This window comes from Burkholderia sp. GW821-FHT14F03, from assembly GCF_058803765.1.
Genome location: NZ_JBXAPG010000058.1, coordinates 1 through 23,530, shown reverse-complemented (window position 1 = coordinate 23,530; position 23,530 = coordinate 1). Strand labels below are relative to the sequence as shown.

The window sequence follows — 23,530 nt, the reverse complement described above, 5'->3', positions numbered from 1 at the left end:
AGCGGCGCCGCCGCCCACGCCCCGCTTACTTCTTGGTGACGAGATCGACCGGCGTCTCGACGACGCCCGACATTTCCGACTGTTTCTTGTGCTCGGCGATCGCCTTGAGCGCGGTGTCGATGCCGAACACCGCCTGCTTCGCCGCGTACTGATCGGCGGTGGCGAGCACGCGGCCGTCCTGCAGCATCGGCTTGATCGCGTTGATGTTGTCGTAGCCGACCACGTACACCTTGCCCTGCTTGCCGGCCGCGCGCACCGCGGACACCGCGCCGATCGCCATGTTGTCGTTGCCGGCGAGGAGCGCCTTCAGGTTCGGGTATTCGTTCAGCATCGCCGACGCGACCGTGTTGCCCTTGTCGATCTCCCACTCGCCCGACTGCACCGACACGACCTTCGCGCCCGCCGCCTTCATCGCGTCCTGGAAGCCCGCGGTGCGCTGCTGCGCGTTGGTGGTCGTCGACACGCCTTCGATGATCCCGACCTGGTCGCCCGACTTCAGCTTCTTGGCGAGGAAATCGCCGATCTTCTTCGCGCCCTTGCGATTGTCCGGGCCGACGAACGGCACGTTCAGGTGCTTCGACTTGAGCACGTCCGGATCGAGCCGGTTGTCGATGTTGACGACGATGATGCCCGCGTCGACCGCCTTCTTGACGACCGGCACGAGCGCCTTCGAATCGGCCGGCGCGAGCACGATCGCGTCGACCTTCGACACGATCATCTGCTCAACGATGCGGATCTGGTTCGCGGTGTCGGTCTCGTCCTTGATGCCGTTCGTGATCAGGTCGAACTGGCTGGCGTTGTGCTTCTGGTAATCCTTCGCGCCGGTCTCCATCGTCAGGAAAAACTCGTTCGCGAGCGACTTCATCACGAGCGCGACCTTCGGCTTGGGCGTGCTCTGCGCATGAGCGGCGGAAAACGGCGTGACGGCGGCGGCCACGCACAGAGCCGCGGCAGCCAGCACGCGACGACGGAGGGTGAATTCCATGCAGTTCTCCTTGCAAGGTGTGCCCGGCTGGACCGGGTGTCGTTTTAATGTTGAGCAAACGTTTGCGCGCGATAGCCCGACAATCAGGGGGTGGCATTGAATTCGACTTGGAGTCCCTGCGGAAAAGGTTGGCACCATCCCGTGATTACGCGCGCCGCGCGCCCCGGCCCCGTCTGACGGGTCTCGGGAAGCGCTTATGCTGACCTTTTCCCGCGTTTCGCGCAACGAAATCGACACAAATCTAGGGTTTATGCGGAGAAACGACTTCAGCTCCGTCGCACACCCGTCGCCATATAAATCAAACTTGTCTGATTTCGATTAAAAGACCCCGAGATTGCCGGCTCGGGTTGCCCTTCACGGCCCCGGGCGGCTCCCGCGGCTTGTCGCGTGGGACGCCCGGCCGGTCAGGATGGGGGGATGAAGCCGGCGAAGTCGCGCTGTCACGGCCCCGCCTCCCTGCGTCGACCGTCGGCCTGGCGGAACGACGGCACGTTCGTTTCCGGCTCAGCCCGCCCGACTTCGAGGCGTTGCTGTTCGAGCGCGGCGTAATGGTCCGCCACGAGACGATGCGCCGCTGACGCGGCCCATGCGGCGCGGGTTTCGCCCACCGGATCGCGGCCGGGCGTCGCCAGCCCGTTTCCGCCGCGCGTTCGACAGGACAGCAGCGGCGACCGAGGAGAGCATCGCGCTGCGTCCTGGCGAAAGTGATTCAACCCGAGGATCGATGAAACCGCGCTGCGGTCTCCGCAGCGCTTCGTCGACCTATTCCCGGCACACGGTCGCGACTACTCGGTGATTGCGCGATACGCCTTGTCCGCCTGGACGAAGCCGGCCCCGCTCTCATTGTCGCGACCCGGGGTTCCCATATCCTGGGCGGTCTTGCGCAACACGTCGTAGAGCTTCGCGGGCGTGGCCTGGGGCGCGGCCTGGCGCAGCAGCGCCGCGACCGCGGCAAGGTGGGGCGCCGCCGCCGACGTCCCGAAGAATTGCTGCGGATAGGCGTGGTAGTAGCGGCAGCTCAGGTTGTAGACGCCGAATCCTTTCGCGCTGTCAGGCTCCTTCCCGCCGAAGAACACCGAGCTCGCGCCGTCAGGTCCGACGAGATCCGGCTTGTTGTCGAGGTAGGCGCGGTCGAAAGGCCGGCCGTCGTTGTCGAACACCATCAGGCCGCCGCCGTGCGACGAGAAATTCTCGAGCTTCGCCGCGGTCAACGCGGGATCGCATTGAGGCGTATTCAGGTAGTCGGCCGCGCCCGCCGCGATCGCGTTCGGTGAGAGCGCGTGCCCATAGATGGACGCATCGGCGGTGCCGAAGCGATCGAGCACGACCTTGCCCCCCGTGAGCAGGCGGACGCGCCGGGGCGCCGGGCCGTCGAGCAACAGGATGCGCAAGGTCGCGGCGGACTCGCTGCCGACCAACTGGCTGCGCACGATGGCTTGCTGCCCGATGACCGACGCATCCGAGCACGAAGGATAGGTTCGCCCCTGGTACGTTACCTTGAGCGGCTTGCCGTTGCGATCGCCCAGGCAGAACTGGAGCGAACTGGCGCTGTTGTCGATCGGTTGATCCCAATACAGGCTGAAATTGAACGGCCACAGCGGCGCGTCGGAGAACTGTTTGACCGAATGAATCGGGATGACGTACAGCTTGGCTTTCCCCGCAGGATCGAAATCGAGCGGGCGACCAGGGGTGCCGGTGCCGTTCGGGTCCATCGGCTGATCCGAGAATTGCGCCGAATTGTTCACGTAGTTGGTATTCGCGGAACCCAGGGCGGCGTTGCCCGCCGCGCTGAAATAGGCCACACCGCGGTTCCTGACGACATGGTCGATCGCCGCGCCGACGATACCCGACTGAAAGGCCGGTTCATCGAAATAACCGATGTCGTCGACGATCACCTGCGCGCCGCCGCCCGCTACGCCCTGCGCATCGGTCTTGTTCCTGGGCAGGGCCAGCGTTTCGATGCCCTGGGCAAAATCGGCAATGCCTTCCCACGCGGTATAGAACGCAATGTTGGCGCCGGGCGCGACATCATGGACGATTTCCGCCATCGCGCGTCCTTCGTCTCCGGTACCGGCATTCAGGCAATCCGAGGCGTCCTTCAGGATTCGGATCCTGCCGTTGCCCGGCAGGTCGCCGGTCGCGATGTCGTCCTCCATGGTGTCCTGGCGGCCGAAGTTCGCGACGTAATCCGCATCCTGGTTGAGTTGCTTGTTGCAGTTGAACGAGTCGGACAGAATCCCGACCGTGATCCCCTTTCCGTTCAACGCGCCCCCTTGCTTGCCGAGCGCTTGCCTGAGCGAGCGGCTCAGTTGAGCGTAGTCCCCCTGCCCCTGAACGGAACCCGAGCGGGTGGCCCTGGCCACTTTGTTGATGCGCTTGATGTCCTGAATGGCGGCCGCCTGGTCGATTTTCGAGACGGGAAGACGGCCGCTGATGTAGTTGCCGTAGACCGCGATGGTCTTGAACCCGAGGCGTTCGAGCTGGGCCACCGTCTGCTGCACGTTCTGGTGAGCGATGACGTCGACGCTGATGTATTGCTCCGCTTGAGGCGCCGAGCTGCCGGCGTTTCTTGCCGCCTGGGCGCGCTGCGACGATGCGCTCAGATTCGTCAAGGCCGGGTCGAGCTTGGCGGTATTGTTCTGGATGCGTTCCTTGACCGATTGACCGGACGGCATGGATTCCAACGCTTGGGACAAGGTCGCGGACGCCCCGTCGGCAGGGGACGCGGACTGCGCGCTCGCGGCAAGGGAAAGCGTTCCGAGCGAAGCAATCAACATTGCGGCGGCGGTATTCGTATTGATTGGTTTCATAAATTGATATCCGAATCAAATTGCTTGATAGATAGCGGCGGCGATGCGCATCCATTCGGCGCAATGCAGGTCGATCAAGCAGGGACGATGAAATTCCATCGAGGGCGAATGACACGAGCACAGGCACGGAAAGCCCGCCTCGATGCCGGAGCCTCGAATCGGAAGCGCGCAGTCACGGCTTGCGGCAACGCAATCGGCCGCAATCCTCCCTCGCCGTGCATGAATGGCGATGTGGAATGCGCGGGGGTATTTGGATAAGCCAGTGATTTACTAAGGCGATTTGTTCATGATCGATGGCCCTTTTGTTTACTGGATTTGATAAACACGTGATATATCGCAACGTGCATGCGCCGGCTTCTTGGTATGTCCGGCTTGCGGTTAAATATAATATGTAATTTTTAGTAATGGAACAAAAATATCGCTCGCCGCGAGTACCTCATTCAATTAAATCGCGCAGAGATTCAATTAAAAGAAAGTAAACCTATTCCGTAAGGTCGAACGATGATTTCGGATGACGAACGAAGGTGCGGGCGATCACGATGCACGGCGCACGTAGCGACGCTCGCGCCATCCAGGCGAACGGTCCTTCCCGGCCGGGTCTGGCCGGAAGACATCCCCTGCCCGGCGCCGACGAGCGCGTCGCGAATCCCGCGCGAGCGCGAGGCCCGCATGTCGCGCGTCCGTGCAGTGGCGCACGGCCACCGTCGTCAACAGCGTAGCGAGCGGCGTCTCGCATGTGCCCCGTTCGCGCGCGATGATCCTGTACTGCGACTTGCGCACGCTGCGCGCCAGCACGGCCGGCTCGCTTGATGTCAAGCGGCCGTAACTGACTGCCGGGGCTGGCCGGATCGTCGCGCCGCACGCGCGCTATGCGACTGGCGGAAGGCCCGGGTGCAGCGCCAGCGCGAAATCGAAGCAACCGGACAAGGCCCGCGACATGAGGGTGTCGCATCGACCCACTACGTTACGTCGACGCGCCCCGAGGCATTCGTCCGCCGAAGTCAAGCCGGGACATTTTGCGAAGTGAAGTGTGATCTCGGGCGATTTTTCAAGAAACCGCCCGTTGCGAGCGGGATTTTATGCTTGACGATCAACGAGATGAATTCGAACGGGATCGACTCGATGAGGGAAAGCTGCGCGTGCACGACGCGTCGCCCGCCGCTCGGCCACGCCGGTCGGCTGCGCGTCGCAGCGGGTCTTGCCGGACCGCGTGCGGCCCGGCGTGGCGCGCGTCAGGCGGCTTCGCGCAGCTGCCCGGCGATCTCCGCTTCCGTCAGGTGCGGCGCGAACATCTCGATCAGCCGATAGGCATAGGCGCGCAGGAACGCGCCCTTGCGCAACCCGACCCGGGTCGTGCTCGCCTCGAACAGGTGCTGCGTGTCGAGCGCGACGAGCCCCGCGTCGCGCTGCGCGTCGTAGGCCATCGCGGCGACCACGCCGATGCCCATGCCCAGCTCGACGTAGGTCTTGATCACGTCGGCGTCGATCGCGGTCAGCACGACGTCGGGCACCGCGCCCGACTTTGCAAACGCCTGGTCGATGTGCGAGCGCCCGGTGAAGTCCTGGTCATAGGTGATGATCGGATACTCGGCGATGTCGTCGAGCGAAAGATTCTGCCGGCCGACCAGCGGATGATCCTTCGGCACGACCACCACGTGGTGCCATGAATAGCACGGGAACGTGACGATATCCGGATAGCGGTCGAGCGCCTCGGTCGAGATGCCGAGGTCCGCCTCGCCGCTCAGGATCATCTGCGCGATCTGCTGCGGGCTGCCCTGGCGCAGCGCCAGATGCACCTTCGGGTAGACCTCGGTGAACTGGCGGATCACCTTCGGCAGCGCGTAGCGCGCCTGCGTGTGGGTGGTCGCGACGACGAGATGGCCGCTGTCCTGGTCCGCATACTGGCGCGCCACCCGGCGCAGGTTCTCGGCGTCGAGCAGCATGCGCTCGATCAACTGGTGCACCGCCTTGCCCGGCTCGGTCAGCCCGGTCAGGCGTTTGCCGCGCCGGATGAAGATGTCGACGCCCAGCTCGTCCTCGAGATCCTTGATCTGCTTCGAGACGCCCGACTGCGACGTGTAGAGCACGTTCGCGACTTCGGTCAGGTTCATGTTCTGGCGCACGGCCTCGCGCACGAAGCGCAGTTGCTGGAAATTCATGGGTAAGCCTCTTTCCTAGGCGATTATCGTTGTTGGTCTGGACTGCCTGTTGAATTCATTGCGCCGGAAACACGCGCACCGCGCGCGGCACCACCGTCGCGCCGTCGCCGACCTCGAGCGACAGCGCGCGCCACGCGTCGCGGTCCAGCTCCGCCTCGAGCAGACGGCCCGCGGCGCGCGTGTGCAACTCGACCCGCACCGAGCCGCCGAGCGGCACCACGCGACGCACGTCGACCGCGATGCCGTCCTGCCGCGCATCCGCGCGCGGCACCAATTGAAGATCGTGCGGCCGCACGAACGCGAACGCGGGGCCGGCGAAATCCGCATCGACCGCGATCGGCGCGGCCGCGCCGTCGGCGACGAAGCCCTGGCCGCCGACCGTGCCCGACAGCCGGTTCGCCGCGCCCAGGAACTCGTAGACGAACGCGCTTTGGGGATGATCGTATACCTGCTGCGGGCTGCCGACCTGCTCGACCCGGCCGTGATTCAGCACGACGATGCGATCGGCGACCTCGAGCGCCTCCTCCTGGTCGTGCGTGACGAAGATCGTCGAGATGTGCAGGTCGTCGTGCAGACGCCGCAGCCAGCTGCGCAGCTCCTTGCGCACCTTCGCGTCGAGCGCGCCGAACGGCTCGTCGAGCAGCAGCACCTTCGGCTCGACCGCGAGCGCGCGCGCGAGCGCGATGCGTTGCCGCTGGCCGCCCGACAGCTCGGACGGATAGCGCTCGGCGAGCCAGTCGAGCTGCACCAGCTGCAACAGTTCGTGCACCTTGGCGCGGATCACGGCGTCCGACGGCCGCTCGCGGCGCGGCTTCACGCGCAGCCCGAACGCGACGTTCTCGAACACCGTCATGTGGCGGAACAGCGCGTAGTGCTGGAACACGAAGCCGACCTGCCGCTCGCGCGCGCCGACCGACGCGACGTCGAGGCCCTGCAGCACGACCTGGCCGCCGTCCGCGTATTCGAGCCCGGCGATCACGCGCAGCAGCGTGGTCTTGCCGCAGCCGGACGGCCCGAGCAGCGCGACCAGCTCGCCGGGCGGGAAATCGAGCGAAACGTGGTCGAGCGCGGTGAAGTCGCCGAAGCGCTTGTGCAGATTACGTACGGTGATGCCCATCTGGTGTGCCTCTTTACGGATTCGACGATGCGGTGACGGGGCCGGCATGCGCGGGGGCGGCGTCGCGCGCGCCCGCGAGTTCGGCCGACAGGTGGCGCTCGGCGAGCAGCTTGAGCGCGAGCGTCACGAGCGCGAGCAGTGCGAGCACCGACGCGACCGCGAACGCGGCGGCGAAGTTGTATTCGTTGTAGAGAATCTCGACGTGCAGCGGCATCGTGTCGGTCTGGCCGCGAATGTGGCCGGACACCACCGACACCGCGCCGAATTCGCCCATCGCGCGCGCATTGCACAGGATCACGCCGTACAGCAGCCCCCACTTCACGTTCGGCAGCGTCACGCGGCGGAAGATCTGCCAGCCCGACGCGCCCAGCACGCGCGCGGCCTCCTCCTCGTCGGCGCCCTGCGCCTGCATCAGCGGGATCAGCTCGCGCGCGACGAACGGGAAGGTCACGAAGATCGTCGCGAGCACGATGCCGGGCACGGCGAAGATGATCTGCACGTCATGCGCCTGGAGCCAGGGGCCGAACCAGCCCTGCGCGCCGAACAGCAGCACGTAGATGAGGCCGGAGATCACCGGCGACACCGAGAACGGCAGGTCGATCAGCGTCGTCAGGAGCGCCTTGCCGCGGAATTCGAACTTCGCGATCGCCCACGATGCGCATACGCCGAACACGAGGTTGAGCGGCACCGCGATCAGCGCGACCGTCAGCGTGAGCTTGATGGCCGACCAGGCGTCCGGATCGGCGAGCGCGTCGAGATAGAAGCCGACGCCCTTGCGCAGCGCTTCGACGAACACGGCGGCGAGCGGCACGACGAGAAACAGCGCGAGGAACAGCAGCGCGCTGCCGGTCAGCAGCCAGCGCACCGCGCGCGATTCGCTGACGGGATCGAGCCGGCGCGCGGCGCGGCGGGCGGCGTCGGCCGCGGGTGGGGTGGGCAGCACGGCGGTGGTCTCCCGGGTCATTGCGCGGCTCCCGTCGCCAGCGCGGCCGCGGCCGGCGCCGGGCCGCCCGCGCCGCGGCGCGTACGGCGTTGCAGATACCACTGCAGCGTATTGATCAGCAGCAGCATCAGGAACGAGACGACCAGCATCACGACCGCGATCGCGGTCGCCCCCGCGTAGTCGTACTGTTCGAGCTTGGTGATGATCAGGAGCGAGGTGATTTCCGACTTCATCGGCACGTTGCCGGCGATGAAGATCACCGAGCCGTATTCGCCGAGCGCGCGCGCGAACGCGAGCGCGAAGCCCGTCAGCAGCGCGGGCGTCACGGCGGGCAGCACGACCCGGCGGAACGTGAGCCAGCGCGACGCGCCGAGGCACGCGGCCGCCTCCTCCTGCTCGCGTTCGAAATCCTCGAGCACCGGCTGCACGGTGCGCACGACGAACGGCAGCCCGATGAAGGTCAGCGCGACCAGCACGCCGAACGGCGTGAACGCGACCTTGATGCCGAACGGCGCGAGGTACTGGCCGATCCAGCCGTTGCTCGCATACACGGCCGCGAGCGAGATGCCCGCGACCGAGGTCGGCAGCGCGAACGGCAGGTCGACGATCGCATCGACGACCCGCTTGAACGGGAACGTGTAGCGCACCAGCACCCACGCCACGAGAAAGCCGAACACCGCGTTGATCAGCGCGCCGCCCAGCGCGGCCGTGAAGGTCAGCCGGTACGACGCGAGCACGCGCGGCGAGGTGGTCGCCGCGACGAACTGCGGCCAGCTCAGCGTCGCCGTTTTCAGGAAGGTGGCGGCGAGCGGAATCAGCACCACGAGGCTCAGATAGGCCAGCGTGATGCCGAGCGTCACGCCGAATCCGGGCAACGCGCTCGGCTTGCGGAAGGTGAACGTCGTCATGCGTCTTGCGGTTCCAGGGTCATGCACATGGGGATTCACGCCGACAGGCGCGCCTTGCGGGCGCGCCTGTCGGCGGTTCGATGGGTCGGCGGCGTCGCGCGCCGCCGGCTCGCTCATTGCGGCGCGTAGATCGAATCGAACACGCCGCCGTCGGCGAAATGCGTCTTCTGCGCATTCGTCCAGCCGCCGAACGTGTCGTCGACCGTGTACAGCTTGAGTTTCGGGAACTGCCTGGTCAGCGCGGCCGGCACGTCCTTCGAGCGCGGCCGGTAATAGTTGCGCGCGGCGATTTCCTGGCCCTGCGGGCTGTACAGGAAGTTCAGGTACGCCTCGGCCAGCGCGCGCGTGCCTTTCTTGTCGACCACCTTGTCCACCACCGCGACGGGCGGCTCGGCCAGGATGCTGACCGACGGCACGACGATCTCGAACTTGTCGGGCCCGAACTCCTTGAGCGACAGGAACGCCTCGTTCTCCCACGCGATCAGCACGTCGCCGATGCCGCGCTGGACGAAGCTCGTGGTCGCGCCGCGCGCGCCCGAATCGAGCACGCCCGCGTTCTTGTACAGCTTTGCGATGAAGTCCTTCGCGGTCTGCTCGTTGCCGCCCGGCTTGTGCTGCGCGTACGCCCACGCCGCCAGGTAGTTCCAGCGCGCGCCGCCCGAGGTCTTCGGATTCGGCGTGACGATCGACACGCCCGGCTTCACGAGGTCGTCCCAGTCCTTGATGCCCTTCGGATTGCCCTTGCGCACCAGGAACACGATGGTCGACGTATAGGGCGACGCGTTGTCCGGCAGGCGCTTTTGCCAGTCCTTCGCGAGCAGCCCCTTGTTGGCGAGCGCGTCGATGTCATAGGCGAGCGCGAGCGTGACGACGTCCGCCTGCAGCCCGTCGAGCACCGAGCGCGCCTGCGCGCCGGAGCCGCCGTGCGACTGCTTGAAGTTGACGGTCTCGCCGGTCTTCGCCTTCCACGCCTTGCCGAACGCCTGGTTGAAGTCCTGATACAGCTCGCGGGTCGGGTCGTACGACACGTTCAGGAAGGTGGTATCCGCGTGCGCATGGGCCACGACGCCGAGCGCCGCCGCCGCGCCGAGCGCGAATGTCGCCATCAGGCGGCGCACGCCGCTCGCTAACCCCGTGTTGCGCTTGACCATCCGTTGTTCTCCGGTGTGTGGTGGTTTGTTGCAGATGCCGAGCCAGTCTAGCGAACACCTTTCATCATTAAAAATAATCGTTCCTCATTTTTTAATACCCAAAAGTGGTAATGACGGCCTGATCGGCGGCTGAGGCAGATGGAGCGGCGCTGTGACGGCGCGACGAGACGGCGAAACCGGCGCGATAGCGACGAACTTCACGTAACACTTGAATTTCGCCGGATACTGTATAAAAATACAGATCACTGTCTATCCATACAGTCATGCCATGATCAAACTCACCGCCCGTCAGCAGCAAGTAGTCGACTTGATCCGCCGCGCGATCGAGCGCTCGGGGTTCCCGCCCACCCGCGCGGAGATCGCGGCCGAGCTGGGTTTCAGCTCGCCGAACGCCGCCGAGGAACATCTGCGCGCGCTGGCGCGCAAAGGGGTGATCGAGCTGGCGGCCGGCGCCTCGCGCGGCATCCGCCTGCTCGGCCTGGAAGATGCGCCGCACCAGCTCACGCTGCCGCACGCGACGCTGATGCAGCTGCCGCTCGTCGGCCGCGTCGCGGCCGGCAGCCCGATCCTCGCGCAGGAACATATCTCCCAGCACTACGCATGCGACCCGGCGCTGTTCTCCAGCAAGCCCGACTACCTGTTGAAGGTGCGCGGCCTGTCGATGCGCGACGCGGGCATTCTCGACGGCGACCTGCTCGCCGTGCAGAAGCGCACCGAGGCGAAGGACGGCCAGATCATCGTCGCGCGGCTCGGCGACGACGTCACGGTCAAGCGCCTGAAGCGCCGCCCGGGCGGGCTCGAGCTGATCGCCGAGAACCCCGATTACGACAATATTTTCGTGAAGGCCGGCAGCGCGGAGTTCGCGCTGGAGGGCATCGCCGTCGGATTGATCCGCTCGGGCGAGCTCTGATCGCCGCTGATCGTCATTCCGTCGTCCGTCAGGATCTGGAGAACACCATGGAACGCCTTGCCCGCCTGCTGCCTTTTCGTCCGTTCGGCCGTCTGCGTCACCTGCGCGGCCGCACGCCCTGCGCGCCGCTGGCGGCCGTGCAGCCCGCCGCGGCCCCCGAGGCCGGGCAGGCTTCGCTGCTGCCGTCGTCGCTGCCGGCGTTCGCGCGCGTCTCGCTGAATGCCGGGCTCAATCACGCCGAGCCGGCGCGGCGCGCGCCGGTCCGCGTCTATCACGGGCAATCGCGCGTGATCATGGTCGGCACGCTCGACGCCGTGTGCCGCATGATCGATCGCTGCATCGCAGAGGAACGTTCCGCGGCGTAATCGTGTCTCTGCTACGGAACATTTCCGACGGAGGCCGATTGAACCCATCCACGAGCCGGACCAGCCGGCTCAAACCGATACTGATCGTCGCCATAGTCGCCGCGATCATTGCGATTATCGTCTACGCGTATGTGTCGCCTTATCTCGCGCTCAGGCAACTGAAGCAAGCGGTCGACGCGCGCGATGCGCAGGCCATCAGCGCATACGTCGACTACCCGGCGCTGCGGGTCAGCCTCAAACAGCAGGTCACCGGTGAGCTGATGCGCCGTATCGACGCGCGGCAGCGCGACAACCCGCTCGCGATTCTCGGCGCGCTGGTCGGCTCCGCGTTGATCGGCCCGCTGGTCGACGCCTATGCGACGCCCGACGGCGTGGCCGCGTTGCTGAGCGGCATGCCGCCGCGCGGGCAGCCCGGTGAGCAGCCGCCGAAGCTCGACAACGCCCCCGCGCAAGCGGCCGGCGCCGCGCCGCCGGCGTCCAGCGCACCGCCCGACGCCGACGAGGCGTCGCCGCAAACCAGCGCGGGTTACCGGAATATCGACGAGTTCGTGGTCACGTATCAGCGCAACACGGGCGACGCGCGTTACGCGGCGATCTTCCACCGCGACGGCTTGTTCGGCTGGAAACTGTCGGCCATCGACCTGCTTTGACGAATGCCGCGCAAGGTGCGACCGGGGTCGCGCCGCCTGCGCGCGGCATCGGGTGAGACGAGCATCTCACCCCGTCGCACGCCACGCTCAGTGGCTGGCGGCCGCTTCCTTCTCCTTCGCGCTCTCCGCACGCTGCTCCGCCGACGACGAGCAGGCCACGAGGATGCTGCACGACACGCGGTCGAGCAGCTGCGTATTGCCCGAGCCCATCCACCAGCGCGACAGCCCGCTGCGGCAGCGATGGCCGACCACGACAAGATCCGCGCCCAGCTGGGTCGCGAGATTCGCGATTTCGTCGATGGGATAGCCGAACGCGAAGTGGCCCTGCGCCTGTACGCCGCGCTCGGTCAGCCAGTTCACACCTTCCGCCAGGATCTCCCGCGCGGTTTCCTCGAAGCGCCCGCAGGCGACATCGGTCAGGAGTCCCGCGCTCTGCGCGATGCTCGTGCGCATGTCGACCACCGACAGCAGGTGGGTCTCGGCCTTCAGCTCGAGCGCCAGATCGGCGCCGCAGCGCAGCGCCTTGCGACCCTCGAGCGTGCCGTCGTAACACAGCAGGATTTTCTTGTAGCTAGCCATGACGCCTCCCATTTGTGACAACGCGGCCCTTGAATCAATCATGGTGCGTCGCAAATTTTGATGCAAGGGATGGAAAACGCTGATGCGCGGCGTCGTGCAAATCCGCGATGATGCACTGCACGAACACGGTCCGGCGCGCGCCGGACCCGTGCATCGCGCGCTGAAACCGGGCAGCCGATGCACTAGAATGGCCCGCTCGTCTCGACCGATTCCAACCACGCGTGCCGCCCATGCCCGTCGCACCGATCGATTTCCAGGAAGTGAAAAAAAGTTACGACGGGCGGCTCGTCGTCGACGGCCTGTCGTTCCGCGTGCAGCCCGGCGAGTGCTTCGGCCTGCTCGGTCCGAACGGCGCGGGCAAGACCACCACGCTGAAGATGCTGCTCGGCATCGCGCATCCGGATGCGGGCGCGATCACGCTGTGCGGCGAACCCGTGCCGCGGCGCGCGCGTCACGCGCGGCAGCGGGTCGGCGTGGTGCCGCAGTTCGACAATCTCGATCCCGACTTCACGGTGCGCGAGAACCTGGTCGTGTTCAGCCGCTACTTCGGACTGTCGGCCTCGGCCGCGCGCGCGCTCGTCGCGCCGCTGCTCGAATTCGCGAAGCTTGAGAACAAGGCCGACGCGAAGGTCGGCGAACTGTCCGGCGGCATGAAACGGCGCCTGACGCTCGCCCGCGCGCTCGTCAACGATCCCGACGTGCTGGTGCTCGACGAGCCGACCACCGGCCTCGACCCGCAGGCGCGCCACCTGATGTGGGAACGGCTGCGTTCGCTGCTCGCGCGCGGCAAGACCATCCTGCTGACCACGCACTTCATGGAGGAGGCCGAGCGACTGTGCGACCGCCTGTGCGTGATCGAGGAAGGCCGCAAGATCGCCGAGGGCGCGCCGCGCGCGCTGATCGAATCGGAGATCGGCTGCGACGTGATCGAGATCTACGGGCCCGAGCCCGCACGCCTGCGCGACGAGCTGGCGCCGCTCGCGGCGCGCACCGAGATCAGCGGCGAGACGCTGTTCTGCTATGTCGCCGATCCGGAGCCGATCCACGCGCGCCTGAAGGCCCGCGGCGGGCTGCGCTACCTGCATCGGCCCGCCAATCTCGAAGACGTGTTCCTGCGGCTGACCGGCCGCGACATGCAGGATTGAACGATGGACACCCGCCACTACCCGCTCGCCGAGCCGCGTCCCGCGGACTCCCGCTTCGCGCTCGCGCTGCCCGCCAACGCGACCAACTGGATCGCGGTCTGGCGCCGCAACTATCTGGTGTGGAAAAAACTCGCGGTCGCGTCGATGCTCGGCAACCTCGCGGATCCGATGATCTATCTGTTCGGGCTGGGGTTCGGGCTCGGCCTGATGGTCGGCCGCGTCGACGGCGTGTCGTACATCGCGTTTCTCGCGGCGGGCACGGTCGGATCGAGCGTGATGATGTCCGCGAGTTTCGAGTCGATGTATTCGGGGTTCTCGCGCATGCACGTGCAGCGCACCTGGGAAGCGATCATGCACACCCCGCTGTCGCTCGGCGACATCGTGCTGGGCGAGATCGTCTGGGCCGCGAGCAAGGCCGTGCTGTCGAGCTGCGCGATCATAGTGGTGGCGGGCCTGCTCGGCTATGCGAGCTTTCCGTCGATGCTGGTCGCGCTGCCCGTGATCGTGCTCGCGGGCCTCGCGTTCGCGAGCGTGGCGATGATCGTCACCGCGCTCGCGTCGTCCTACGACTTCTTCATGTTTTATCAGACGCTCGTGATGACGCCGATGATGCTGCTGTCCGGCGTGTTCTTCCCGATCACGCAGTTGCCGGCGTTCGCGCGGCACGTCGCGTACGCGCTGCCGCTCGCGAATGCCGTCGACCTGATCCGTCCGGCGATGCTCGGCCGCCCGGCGAGCGACGTCGGCGTGCACCTCGCCGTGCTGGCCGCGTACGCGGCGGGCGGCTTCCTGGTGTCCGCGCGCCTGTTCAAGCGGCGCATGATGCGCTGACCGGGCGTCACGCGCGCGTCACTCGTCGTCGTCGCTCCAGGGGATGTCGACGTCGGTCAGGAACGCGACGGTCGCGAGCGGGCCGCCTTCGTAGCGGCCCGGCTTGCCGTCCGCGCGATGCCAGTCGACGCGGAACATCGTGCCCGGATCGTCGGCCACCAGATAGACCGTGCGCAGTTCCTCCTCGTCGGCTTCCTCGACCGGGCCGTCGAACGACACCAGCATCTTCTGCGGCCACAGGCCGTTGACGGGATCATAGATGCGCTCGCCCTGCGGAATCTCGATGCTCGCCTCGACGCCGATCGTCGCCGACGCCTCGATGATCATCTTGCCGAGCGCGTTCAGCACGGCCGTCGCGCGCGCCGAATTGGCCTGGCGGATCGCCAGGTCGCCGCGCGTGAGCGCCTGTTCGAGCTTGGGGTGTACCTTGTGTTGCGTCATGCGTTTTCCTGATTGCTTCTGAATAATGGCCGGGCCGGCGCCGATGACCGCCCCGGAAATCGACTGGCGCCGCGAGCGGCGCTCAGAAACCGAGCGCCACGGCGGCAAGCCCGCTGATGATCCCGAATCCGACCACCAGCAGCGCGACGAGCGTGAGCATGTACGGCTTGAACGAACGCGCGAGCATCGCGAGCGACGGCACGCTGATGGGCGGCAGCGTCATCAGCAGCGCGGCGGCGGGGCCGACGCCGATGCCGAGCGTCAGCATCGCCTGGATGATCGGCACCTCGCCCGCGGTCGGGATCACGAACAGCATGCCCGCCACCGCGAAAGCGACGATCCAGCCGAGCTGGTTGCCGATCTCCGGGCCGACGTGCGGGAACAGCCACGCGCGCGCCGCGCCCAGCAGCAGCACGAGCACGATGTACTCGGGGATCAGCCGCAGCGCCATCCGCGCGAACAGCTTGAACCAGCGCACGAACGCATGGCCGGCGGCGGCCTGCTCGGCGGTCAGCTGCGCGAGCCGCGCCTCGTCGAACGGACGCGCTTGCGGCGCGGCGAGCCGGTTCAGCAGATAGCCGATCCCGAACACCATCGCGACGCCCAGGACGAGCCGCAGCGCACTCCACTGCCAGCCGAGCACGAAGCCCATGAACACGAGCGCGGCGGGATTCAGCACCGTGTTGCCGAGCCAGAACGCGACCGCGCCGCCCGGCGACGCGTCGCGCTCGCGCAGGCCCGCCACCACGGGCGCCGCGCAGCAGGTGCACATCATGCCGGGCAGCGACAGCAGGCCGCCCGCCGCGACGCTGCCGAACCCGGTCCGGCCGAGCACGCGCGCGACCCAATGAGCGGGCAGCAGCGCCTGGACGCCGGAGCCCAGCAGCAGGCCGAGCACCATCGCCTGCCAGATCGCCTTGCCGTATGCCCACGCGTAATCGAGCGCGGCCTGCAGCGACGGCGACGGCGGCGTGGCGGCCCCGCCCGTCAGGATCGACTGGCCGATCGAATGATGTTCGGCCGCGGTGAAGGCCTTGTGGTAGTAGGGGAACCACTTGACGTAGAAGAGCCCCGCCACGGCGAGCAGCAGGAAGGTCATCCATCCCAGCGCCGAAGGCGGGGCGGTTCGGGTTGTATTCATCGTTGTTCTGATACGGAAACGGAATCGGAGCATGCGCATCGCCCATCGTCCCGCCCCAAGGCGCGCCGAGGGCCGCGACCCGAGCCGACGCACGGCGTCGGAACGACCGGCTTGCAACTGCGAAACGGTGGATTATCTCACGGTGGGGGCCGCCGGCGCGCCCTTCTCGCGACAGGCACGCCGCGCGCCCCGGTGGTCGCGAAGCGCGACACCGGGCTCATGCCGACGAGGCCGGCCGGTTTGTTGCGGCGCACGACGCCGCCCGGCCCGCCCTGATGCGCCGAGTTACGGCGCGGGATTCGGCTGCAATTCGTGCAGCGCGGCGATTTCCGCGAGGATCTCGGGCGTCAGCTTCACCTCGAAGCTGCCAAGGTTTTCCCGCTTCCGAATGCCTGCCGTGAATGCCTCGCTGTCGTCTGTCGCCGGACGACCCGCTTGCGCAAGCTGCGCGAGCCGCGACGTCACCCACATTGGGCCGGAGCCGGGATGTCAACGCCCGGGTCCGCTTGCCGAACTGCTCGTGGCTGGTGCGTACGCCGGCGGGATCGTAATGCCGGCCGCCCTGTTCCCAAATAGTTCGGCGCGCGCCAACGACGTGAACACGTCGATGATCTCGTCGAACTCGCCGGCACGATCGAGGGTGACAATCGGGTTCTCCAATTCAGCCTCAAGCGAAGACGAAGCGCCGCGGCGGGCAGCGTCGGCGCAGAGGGCCGACCGGTGTTATCTCGCGTGAGGGCCGCGCGAGCCTCCGGCCGGCACCGCCGTGATCGCATCGACCAGATGATCGCGGAACGCGCGCACCGAGGTCGGCAGGTCGCGCCCCGCCATCGTCTGCACCTGTATGCTGCGCTCGCTCAGTTGCGGATTCGAGAGCGGCACCATGACGAAACCGTCCGCGTCGCAGCGGTCACGCACCGACAGCAGGCCGGCGAACATCACGGCGCCCATGTGCTGCGCATAGCGGTACATCAAGGCCGTGTTGTTGCTGGTCAGGTCGGGCTCGAGCAGCACGCCGTCGAGCGCGCACGCGATGTCGATCAGTTCACGCACCGTGGTGCCCCGCTCCGGCAGCGCGTGCGGGTACTGCGCGATGTCGGCAAGCGACACCACATCGCGCGCCGCGAGCGGATGGTCGCGCCGCATCACCGCATAAATGGGCGCCCATTCGGTATGCTCGACGCGCACGCCCTTCTCCGGCGCGAGGCTGAAGGTCAGCGCGACATCCACGTCGCCGTCGCGCACGCGACGCGTCGCATCGGCCGGCGATACGACCCACACCGAGAAATCGACGCCTGGGTGGCGCGCCTTGAAGCGCGCAAGCACACGCGGCAGGAAGTCGATCGCGAACCCCTCCGAACTGGCGATCTTCAGCAGGCTGCCGTGCAACGCGTCGAGCCCGCCAATCACCTTCATCACCTGCTCGGCCTCGAGCAGGCTGCGCTGCGCGAAACTCAACAGTCGCTCACCCGCCTCCGACAGCGCCATCCCGCGTGGCCGTCGCTCGAACAACGGCGTGCCCAGTTCGCTTTCGAGCTTCGCAATCTGGCGGCTCACCGCCGACACGGCAACATGCAGCCGCGCGGACGCGTCGCTGAGCGAGCCGGTGCGCGCCACTTCGACGAAGTACCGCAATCCGAGACCGTGCAGAAAGGCCGCCATCGTTCTGTTCCTCGGCCGCATGCGGCCGTTACGCTTTGCCATTTTGGCAAATGAAGATTCGAAATTTTATCATTGTGGCAAAAAAAGCGGCTTTCTAGAATCGATCTCATGTCGGCCCCCTGCATTGGCGCGCCGCCACCGGAAAGCCTTGCACGCGCCCAGCAGCAAGCGCCGGGCATGCGCTCCACCAACCGTCCACAGGAGACCCGTCGTGAGCCGCACTGCCGCCATCCAGCACGCCCTGAACCAGTTCGAATCCGGCACGTTCTTCGCCACCCTGAGCCGCCGCGTCGGCTTGCGCACCGAAAGCCAGGACAGCGGCTCGGCCGCCGCGCTGCGCGCGTACCTGACCGATGAGATCGCGCCCGAGGCTGAGCACCTCGGCTTTGAGATCCGCATCGTCGACAATCCCGTCGGCGGTGGCCCATTCCTGCTCGCATCGCGGCACGAGGACACCGCGTTGCCGACCGTGCTGATCTACGGCCACGGCGATGTCGTGCGTGGCTACGACGCGCAATGGCGTGCGCCGCTGTCGCCGTGGTCCCTGACCGTCGAGGGAGACCGCTGGTACGGCCGGGGTAGCGCTGACAACAAGGGCCAGCACTCGATCAATCTCGCCGCGCTCGCGAGCGTCCTGGCCGCCCGCAGCGGCCGCCTCGGCTTCAACGCGAAACTCCTGATCGAGATGGGCGAGGAAACCGGCTCGCCGGGCCTCGACGCGCTGTGCCGCCGCGAACGCGACGCACTCGCGGCCGATGTGCTGATCGCATCCGACGGGCCGCGCGTCGCCGCCGAGCGACCGACCATCTTCCTCGGCTCGCGCGGCGCGGTTAATTTCACGCTGAGCCTGCACGTCCGCGACGGCGCCCACCATTCGGGCAACTGGGGCGGGCTGCTGCGCAATCCAGCGATCGTGCTGGCGCATGCGCTCGCGAGCCTTGTCGATGCGCACGGTGCGATCCGCGTCGACGACCTGCGCCCGCCGCCGATCCCCGCCGCCGTACGCGACGCGCTCGCCGACCTGGCGGTCGGCGGCGGGCTCGGCGACCCGGCCATCGACGCGAACTGGGGCGAACCCGGCCTGACCGCCGCCGAGCGCGTATTCGGCTGGAATACGCTCGAAGTTCTCGCATTCAAGGCCGGCAACCCCGAGCATCCGGTCAATGCGATCCCGCCCGTCGCGTATGCGCACTGCCAGTTGCGCTTCGTCATCGGCACCGACTGGAAGGCGCTGCGCGCGCACCTGCGCGCGCATCTCGACGCACACGGCTTCGCCGACGTCATCATCGACGTCGAGCGTGGCACGCCGGCGACGCGCCTTCCTCCCGACGATCCGTGGGTATGTTGGGCCGTCGCGTCGCTGGCGCGCACGACCGGCAAGAAGCCCGCGATCCTGCCCAATCTCGGCGGTACGTTGCCGAATGACGTGTTCTCCAACACGCTCGGGCTGCCCACACTCTGGGTGCCGCACTCGTATCCAGCGTGCGCGCAGCATGCGCCCGACGAGCATCTGCTTGGCAGCGTCGTATGCGAAGGCCTTCAGATGATGGCCGGACTCTTCTGGGATCTCGGCGACGCCGCGCCACTCGTTTGCCGCGCGGTACCCGACGCCAAACGCTGACGCGCCACGCCTGCATGTCAATCGTCCACACCTCGACGGAACAAGGACAAACGATGAACACTACGACCCCGGCCACACTGGAGAGCGCTCGCCCCGGTGCCGCGACAACACGTCGGATCATCATCGCTGCGTCGATCGGCAACGCGCTTGAATGGTTCGACCTCATCGTCTACGGCTTCTTTGCGGTGACGATCGCGAAGCTGTTCTTCCCCGCGACGAGCGAAGCAACGTCGTTGATGCTCACGCTCGGCACGTTCGGACTGTCGTACCTGATTCGGCCGATCGGCGGCTTCGTGCTCGGCGCGTACGCGGACCGCGCCGGACGCAAGGCATCGCTGCTGCTGTCGATCGGCATGATGATGGGCGGCACGCTGCTGATCGCCGCGATGCCGACCTATGCGTCGATCGGCATCTTCGCCCCGCTCGGTATCATTGTGTCCCGGCTGATGCAGGGCTTTTCCGCGGGCGGAGAATTCGCCAGTTCGACGGCGCTCCTGGTCGAACACGCCCCGCAGCGGCGCGGCTTCATGTCGAGCTGGCAGTTCGCGAGCCAGGGGCTTGCGACCCTGCTCGCGTCGGGCTTCGGCGCGCTGCTGACGAGCACGCTAACGCCCGCGCAGCTCGAAAGCTGGGGCTGGCGCGTACCGTTCCTGTTCGGCCTTGCGATCGGGCCGATCGGGCTGTACATCCGCCGCTACCTCGATGAAGGCGTCGAGTTCAAGATGCATGCGCACTCGGAAGCGCCCGTACGCGAACTGTTCGCGGACCAGAAGATACGCGTGCTGCTCGCGATCGGTGTGCTCGTGATCTCGACTGCAGTCAACTACATGGTGTTGTACATGCCGACCTACGCGATCAAGCACCTCGGCCTGCCCGCATCGAGCGGCTTCACGGCGACGCTCGCCACCGGCATCGTGCTGACGCTCGTCACGCCGCTCATCGGACACTGGTCGGATCGGGTCGGGCGCATCCGCATCATGACGGTCGCGGCGCTGCTGATGCTCGTCACCGTCTGGCCGGCATTTGCATGGCTCACGCACCATACGTCGTTCGCGACGATGATCGCTGCGTTGATCTGGATCGGCGCGCTGAAAGCGATGTATTGCGGCGCACTGCCCGCGCTGATGGCCGAGCTGTTCCCGGCACAGACGCGCGCAACGGGGCTCGCGGTCAGCTACAACACGGGCGTAACTCTGTTCGGCGGCTTTGCGCCGTTCGTCGTCACGTGGCTCATCAGCGCGACCGGCAACCGGCTGTCCCCGGCGCTCTACCTGATGGGCTGCGCACTGCTGAGCCTCTCCGCATTGTGCGTCGTGCGCAGACGCATGAGGATACGCTGATCGACACAACGGCCATGGCCTGCGCGACAACGCCCGCCAACGCGGAGCCGGTCGCCGCCCCAGCCTTTCACGGCGCGGGATTCGGCTGCAATTCGTGCAGCGCGTCGATTTCCGCGAGGATCTCGGGCGTCAGCTTCACCGCGAGGCTGCCGAGGTTTTCCCGCAGTTGCGCGAGCGAGGTCGCGCCGATCAGGTTGCTCGTCACGAACGGACGGCTGTTGACGAAGGCCAGCGCGAGCTGCGCGGGCGACAGGCCGTGGCGCTTCGCGAGCGCGACATAGCGCGACGTGGCCTGCACGGCCTGCGGCTTGCTGTAGCGCTGGAAGCGCTCGAACAGCGTGATGCGCGCACCGTCCGGGCGGGCGCCCTCCTCGTACTTGCCGCTGAGCCAGCCGAACGCGAGCGGCGAATAGGCCAGCAGGCCGATGCGCTCGCGGTGGCTGAACTCCGACAGGCCGTTCTCGAACGTGCGATTGAGCAGGCTGTACGGATTCTGGATGCTGACGATGCGCGGCAGGCCCAGGCGCTGCGCCGCCTGCAGGAACTGCGCGACGCCCCACGGCGTCTCGTTCGACACGCCGATGTGCCGCACCTTGCCCGCCGTCACGAACTCGGCGAGCACGCTGAGCGTTTCCTCGATCGGCACCGTATAGGCGTCGTCGATCCACGGGTACGCGGGCCGGCCGAACGTCGTCGTGCTGCGGTCGGGCCAGTGCAGCTGGTACAGGTCGATGTAATCGGTCTGCAGCCGCCGGAGGCTGCCGTCGAGCGCCTCGGTGAGATTGGCCCGGTCGAACTGATTGCCCTCGCCCCGGATATGGCGGGGATTGTGCGACTGGCGCGCGGGCCCTGCGATCTTCGTCGCGATCACGACCTTCGCTCGCCGCGCCCGATCCTGCGCGAGCCAGCTGCCGATGTACTGTTCGGTGCGGCCCTGCGTCTCGGGCCGGGGCGGCACCGGATACATCTCGGCGGCGTCGATCAGCGTGACGCCCGCGTCGACCGCGTGGTCGAGCTGCGCGTGTGCGTCCTGTTCGCTGTTCTGTTCGCCCCATGTCATCGTGCCGAGCCCGATCAGGCTCACTTCGACGCCTGAATCGCCGAGGGTGCGGTATTCCATGTGCGGTTTCCTGGTGCGCCGGCTTCGCCGCGTCGTGCGCGGTCCGGCTGGGTGAAGGGTGGAAGGCGTTCATGCGGCGGATGCACCGGACCGGCGCGAACGCCCTGCCCGGCCGCACCCGGCCGCGAAACTTCCGAACTGTACCGTTAACGCGCCCCAGTCCGCACGACCCGCACCCTCCGTTCCGACCCGCCGCCCGGCATCACGCGGGGCGCTGGATCATGCAGGTCGCCGACGCATGCGCGACGATCTTGTCGTCCGGCGTCTTCAGCGTGCCCTCGGCCACGCCGAGATTCTTCGACAGATGAATCACGCGCCCTTCCGCGATCAGGTCGGTGTCGCGCGGCACCGGCCGCAGCATCTTCACATGCAGGTCGATCGTCCCGTAGCCGATGCCCGCGTCCAGCATCGTATGCACCGCGCACCCCGTGACGGAATCCAGCACGGTTGCCGCGAAGCCGCCGTGCACGCCGCCGAGCGGATTCAGATGGCGCTCGTCGGCGCGCGCGCTCATCTTCACGTAGCCGACCTCGACGGTCTCGGGGCGCATGGGCATGGTCTGGGAAATCGACGCGAGCGGCACATCTCCCGCAACGGCAGCACGCAGCAATTCAATGCCGGACATCGAAAGCGGATTCATCTGGGCGACTCCTGGAGGTGACATCGACAACGCGATCGTTGCCAGCGAGGTTGTGAGTTCCAAAACAGAACTCATTATTCGTATGCCGCCGAAACCTGTCAACGCGGAAATGCCGTTTCACTCGAATGTCCGTTCTACAATGGAACCCGCAATCCCGCGAACCCTCCTGGCGAGACTTGATCATGAAATGGGATGACGTCGGCTCGATGCCGTGTTCGGTCGCGCGTACGCTGGCGGTGCTCGGTGATCGCTGGACCATGCTGATCCTGCGCAACGCGTTCTGGGGCATGCGGCGCTTCGATGCGTTCCAGGCCCAGCTCGGCGTGACCCGCCACGTCCTCGCGGAACGCCTCGCGCGCCTCGTCGACGAAGGCGTGCTGGTCAAACACGCCTACCAGGAACGGCCGCCGCGCTTCGAATACCGCCTGTCGGACAAGGGACGCGATCTCTATCCGGTCCTGCTTGCACTGACGGCCTGGGGCGACCGCTGGAAGGACGACGGCGCGGGACCGCCGGTCGTGCTCCGGCATCGCAGCTGCGGCCATCTGATCGAGCCGGTGATGGTGTGCTCGGCCTGCGGCGAAGCGCTCGATCCGCGCGCGGTCGAAGCGCTGCCGGGCCCGGGCTGGCCGCGCGAGACGGCCGCCCCGGATGAAGAGCCGGCCGCCGGGGAGCCGGCCGCCGGATGACCGGCCGTGCGTTACGCCTGCACGTTGACACCGCCGGGCGGCGCGCTCTTGGTCATGCGCGCCACCATTTGGGCGATTGCCTGCTGCAGCGCGCCTGCAATCGCCTGCGCCTGTACCGTGAGCGCCTGACGCTCGGTATCGCTGCGCGCCTGCGCGATCTGCTGCTGGATCTGCTGGAGTTGCTGCTGCAGGCGCTTGATGTTCTCCTGCTCCAGGTTGGTCGTCGGATCGCTCGCGCCGCCGGAATCGCCGAGCCCTGCGATCGGACCCGGCCCCTTGCGCGGGGGGGGGGGGGGGGGGGGGGGGGGGGGGGGGGGGGGGAG

Annotated in this window: 23 protein-coding genes and 1 pseudogene; 9 read left to right on the top strand and 15 right to left on the bottom strand. The window is 67.0% G+C overall.

Features of this window, described 5'->3' with window-relative positions; translation table 11 throughout:
• Nucleotides 1-25: 25 nt before the first annotated feature.
• The 7 genes from AC1RQF_RS29050 to AC1RQF_RS29020 form a co-directional block, all read right to left on the bottom strand.
• The gene (locus AC1RQF_RS29050; protein WP_274003376.1) at nt 26-985 is read right to left on the bottom strand and encodes a sugar ABC transporter substrate-binding protein; all 960 of its coding nucleotides are present in this window, start codon (nt 983-985) and stop codon (nt 26-28) included.
• 785 nt (nt 986-1,770) lie between these two features.
• Nucleotides 1,771-3,762, bottom strand: coding sequence for a S8 family peptidase (locus AC1RQF_RS29045; protein ID WP_492873534.1), 1,992 nt, complete (start codon nt 3,760-3,762; stop codon nt 1,771-1,773).
• 1,265 nt (nt 3,763-5,027) lie between these two features.
• On the bottom strand, nt 5,028-5,954 hold the full coding sequence (locus AC1RQF_RS29040; RefSeq protein WP_274003381.1) for a CysB family HTH-type transcriptional regulator: 927 nt from the start codon (nt 5,952-5,954) through the stop codon (nt 5,028-5,030).
• A 55-nt stretch (nt 5,955-6,009) separates the two neighbouring features.
• The gene (locus tag AC1RQF_RS29035; RefSeq protein WP_274003383.1) at nt 6,010-7,071 is read right to left on the bottom strand and encodes a sulfate/molybdate ABC transporter ATP-binding protein; all 1,062 of its coding nucleotides are present in this window, start codon (nt 7,069-7,071) and stop codon (nt 6,010-6,012) included.
• Between the two features lie 13 nt (nt 7,072-7,084).
• Entirely contained in the window at nt 7,085-8,035 is a 951-nt protein-coding gene (gene cysW, locus AC1RQF_RS29030; protein WP_274003384.1) for a sulfate ABC transporter permease subunit CysW, read from the bottom strand.
• The gene (gene cysT, locus AC1RQF_RS29025) at nt 8,032-8,922 is read right to left on the bottom strand and encodes a sulfate ABC transporter permease subunit CysT (RefSeq protein WP_492873524.1); all 891 of its coding nucleotides are present in this window, start codon (nt 8,920-8,922) and stop codon (nt 8,032-8,034) included. Before cysT ends, cysW begins: the two co-directional genes overlap by 4 nt.
• Before the next feature lie 113 nt (nt 8,923-9,035).
• A complete protein-coding gene (locus AC1RQF_RS29020; protein ID WP_492873522.1) occupies nt 9,036-10,073 on the bottom strand; it encodes a sulfate ABC transporter substrate-binding protein in 1,038 nt (345 codons plus the stop codon).
• 268 nt (nt 10,074-10,341) lie between these two features.
• Between AC1RQF_RS29020 and lexA the strand changes: the two genes are divergently transcribed.
• The 3 genes from lexA to AC1RQF_RS29005 are packed head-to-tail and all read left to right on the top strand — an operon-like array spanning nt 10,342 to nt 11,998.
• Nucleotides 10,342-10,983 (top strand): transcriptional repressor LexA, encoded by a 642-nt coding sequence (gene lexA, locus AC1RQF_RS29015; RefSeq protein ID WP_492873520.1) that lies wholly within the window; start codon nt 10,342-10,344, stop codon nt 10,981-10,983.
• Between the two features lie 47 nt (nt 10,984-11,030).
• Complete coding sequence (locus AC1RQF_RS29010; RefSeq protein ID WP_274003393.1) at nt 11,031-11,348, top strand: hypothetical protein; 318 nt, start codon at nt 11,031-11,033, stop codon at nt 11,346-11,348.
• Between the two features lie 38 nt (nt 11,349-11,386).
• On the top strand, nt 11,387-11,998 hold the full coding sequence (locus AC1RQF_RS29005) for a DUF2939 domain-containing protein (RefSeq protein ID WP_492873518.1): 612 nt from the start codon (nt 11,387-11,389) through the stop codon (nt 11,996-11,998).
• An 87-nt stretch (nt 11,999-12,085) separates the two neighbouring features.
• Here the strand turns inward: AC1RQF_RS29005 and AC1RQF_RS29000 are convergent, their stop codons facing one another.
• Complete coding sequence (locus AC1RQF_RS29000; protein ID WP_274003397.1) at nt 12,086-12,577, bottom strand: universal stress protein; 492 nt, start codon at nt 12,575-12,577, stop codon at nt 12,086-12,088.
• Nucleotides 12,578-12,807: 230 nt separating this feature from the next.
• Between AC1RQF_RS29000 and nodI the strand changes: the two genes are divergently transcribed.
• Together nodI and AC1RQF_RS28990 are read left to right on the top strand one after the other, a co-directional pair.
• Nucleotides 12,808-13,722: a nodulation factor ABC transporter ATP-binding protein NodI gene (gene nodI, locus AC1RQF_RS28995; RefSeq protein WP_274003398.1), complete on the top strand. Its 915-nt coding sequence runs from the start codon at nt 12,808-12,810 to the stop codon at nt 13,720-13,722.
• A 3-nt stretch (nt 13,723-13,725) separates the two neighbouring features.
• A complete protein-coding gene (locus tag AC1RQF_RS28990; RefSeq protein WP_492873515.1) occupies nt 13,726-14,553 on the top strand; it encodes an ABC transporter permease in 828 nt (275 codons plus the stop codon).
• An 18-nt stretch (nt 14,554-14,571) separates the two neighbouring features.
• Here AC1RQF_RS28990 and AC1RQF_RS28985 read toward each other — a convergent pair whose 3' ends face one another.
• The 4 genes from AC1RQF_RS28985 to AC1RQF_RS28970 all read right to left on the bottom strand — a co-directional run bounded on the left by AC1RQF_RS28985 (nt 14,572) and on the right by AC1RQF_RS28970 (nt 17,797).
• Entirely contained in the window at nt 14,572-14,994 is a 423-nt protein-coding gene (locus tag AC1RQF_RS28985; protein WP_274003401.1) for a hypothetical protein, read from the bottom strand.
• An 82-nt stretch (nt 14,995-15,076) separates the two neighbouring features.
• A complete protein-coding gene (locus tag AC1RQF_RS28980) occupies nt 15,077-16,135 on the bottom strand; it encodes a permease (RefSeq protein WP_274003402.1) in 1,059 nt (352 codons plus the stop codon).
• Nucleotides 16,136-16,420: 285 nt separating this feature from the next.
• Nucleotides 16,421-16,606, bottom strand: coding sequence for a hypothetical protein (locus AC1RQF_RS28975; RefSeq protein WP_274003403.1), 186 nt, complete (start codon nt 16,604-16,606; stop codon nt 16,421-16,423).
• Between the two features lie 252 nt (nt 16,607-16,858).
• On the bottom strand, nt 16,859-17,797 hold the full coding sequence (locus tag AC1RQF_RS28970; protein ID WP_492873512.1) for a LysR substrate-binding domain-containing protein: 939 nt from the start codon (nt 17,795-17,797) through the stop codon (nt 16,859-16,861).
• 211 nt (nt 17,798-18,008) lie between these two features.
• Between AC1RQF_RS28970 and AC1RQF_RS28965 the strand changes: the two genes are divergently transcribed.
• Entirely contained in the window at nt 18,009-19,418 is a 1,410-nt protein-coding gene (locus AC1RQF_RS28965) for a M20 family metallopeptidase (RefSeq protein ID WP_492873532.1), read from the top strand.
• Nucleotides 19,419-19,471: 53 nt separating this feature from the next.
• Nucleotides 19,472-20,758, top strand: coding sequence for an MFS transporter (locus AC1RQF_RS28960; protein ID WP_492873510.1), 1,287 nt, complete (start codon nt 19,472-19,474; stop codon nt 20,756-20,758).
• Nucleotides 20,759-20,825: 67 nt separating this feature from the next.
• On the opposite strand, the gene AC1RQF_RS28955 is transcribed toward AC1RQF_RS28960, so the two are convergent.
• Both AC1RQF_RS28955 and AC1RQF_RS28950 read right to left on the bottom strand, forming a co-directional pair.
• Nucleotides 20,826-21,878, bottom strand: coding sequence for an NADP(H)-dependent aldo-keto reductase (locus AC1RQF_RS28955; RefSeq protein WP_492873508.1), 1,053 nt, complete (start codon nt 21,876-21,878; stop codon nt 20,826-20,828).
• Nucleotides 21,879-22,080: 202 nt separating this feature from the next.
• Nucleotides 22,081-22,518 carry a PaaI family thioesterase gene (locus AC1RQF_RS28950; protein WP_274003411.1) on the bottom strand — a complete coding sequence of 146 codons (438 nt, stop codon included), beginning with the start codon at nt 22,516-22,518 and terminating at the stop codon, nt 22,081-22,083.
• Here AC1RQF_RS28950 and AC1RQF_RS28945 point away from each other — a divergent pair.
• Together AC1RQF_RS28945 and AC1RQF_RS28940 are read left to right on the top strand one after the other, a co-directional pair.
• Nucleotides 22,433-22,714, top strand: a complete 282-nt coding sequence (locus AC1RQF_RS28945; protein WP_274004462.1) for a hypothetical protein — start codon at nt 22,433-22,435, stop codon at nt 22,712-22,714. The genes AC1RQF_RS28950 and AC1RQF_RS28945 overlap by 86 nt on opposite strands.
• Nucleotides 22,701-23,207, top strand: a complete 507-nt coding sequence (locus AC1RQF_RS28940; RefSeq protein ID WP_274003414.1) for a winged helix-turn-helix transcriptional regulator — start codon at nt 22,701-22,703, stop codon at nt 23,205-23,207. The genes AC1RQF_RS28945 and AC1RQF_RS28940 overlap by 14 nt, the downstream gene beginning before the upstream one ends.
• Nucleotides 23,208-23,218: 11 nt before the next feature.
• Here AC1RQF_RS28940 and AC1RQF_RS28935 read toward each other — a convergent pair.
• A pseudogene (locus tag AC1RQF_RS28935) lies at nt 23,219-23,530 on the bottom strand (hypothetical protein); the annotation flags it as partial.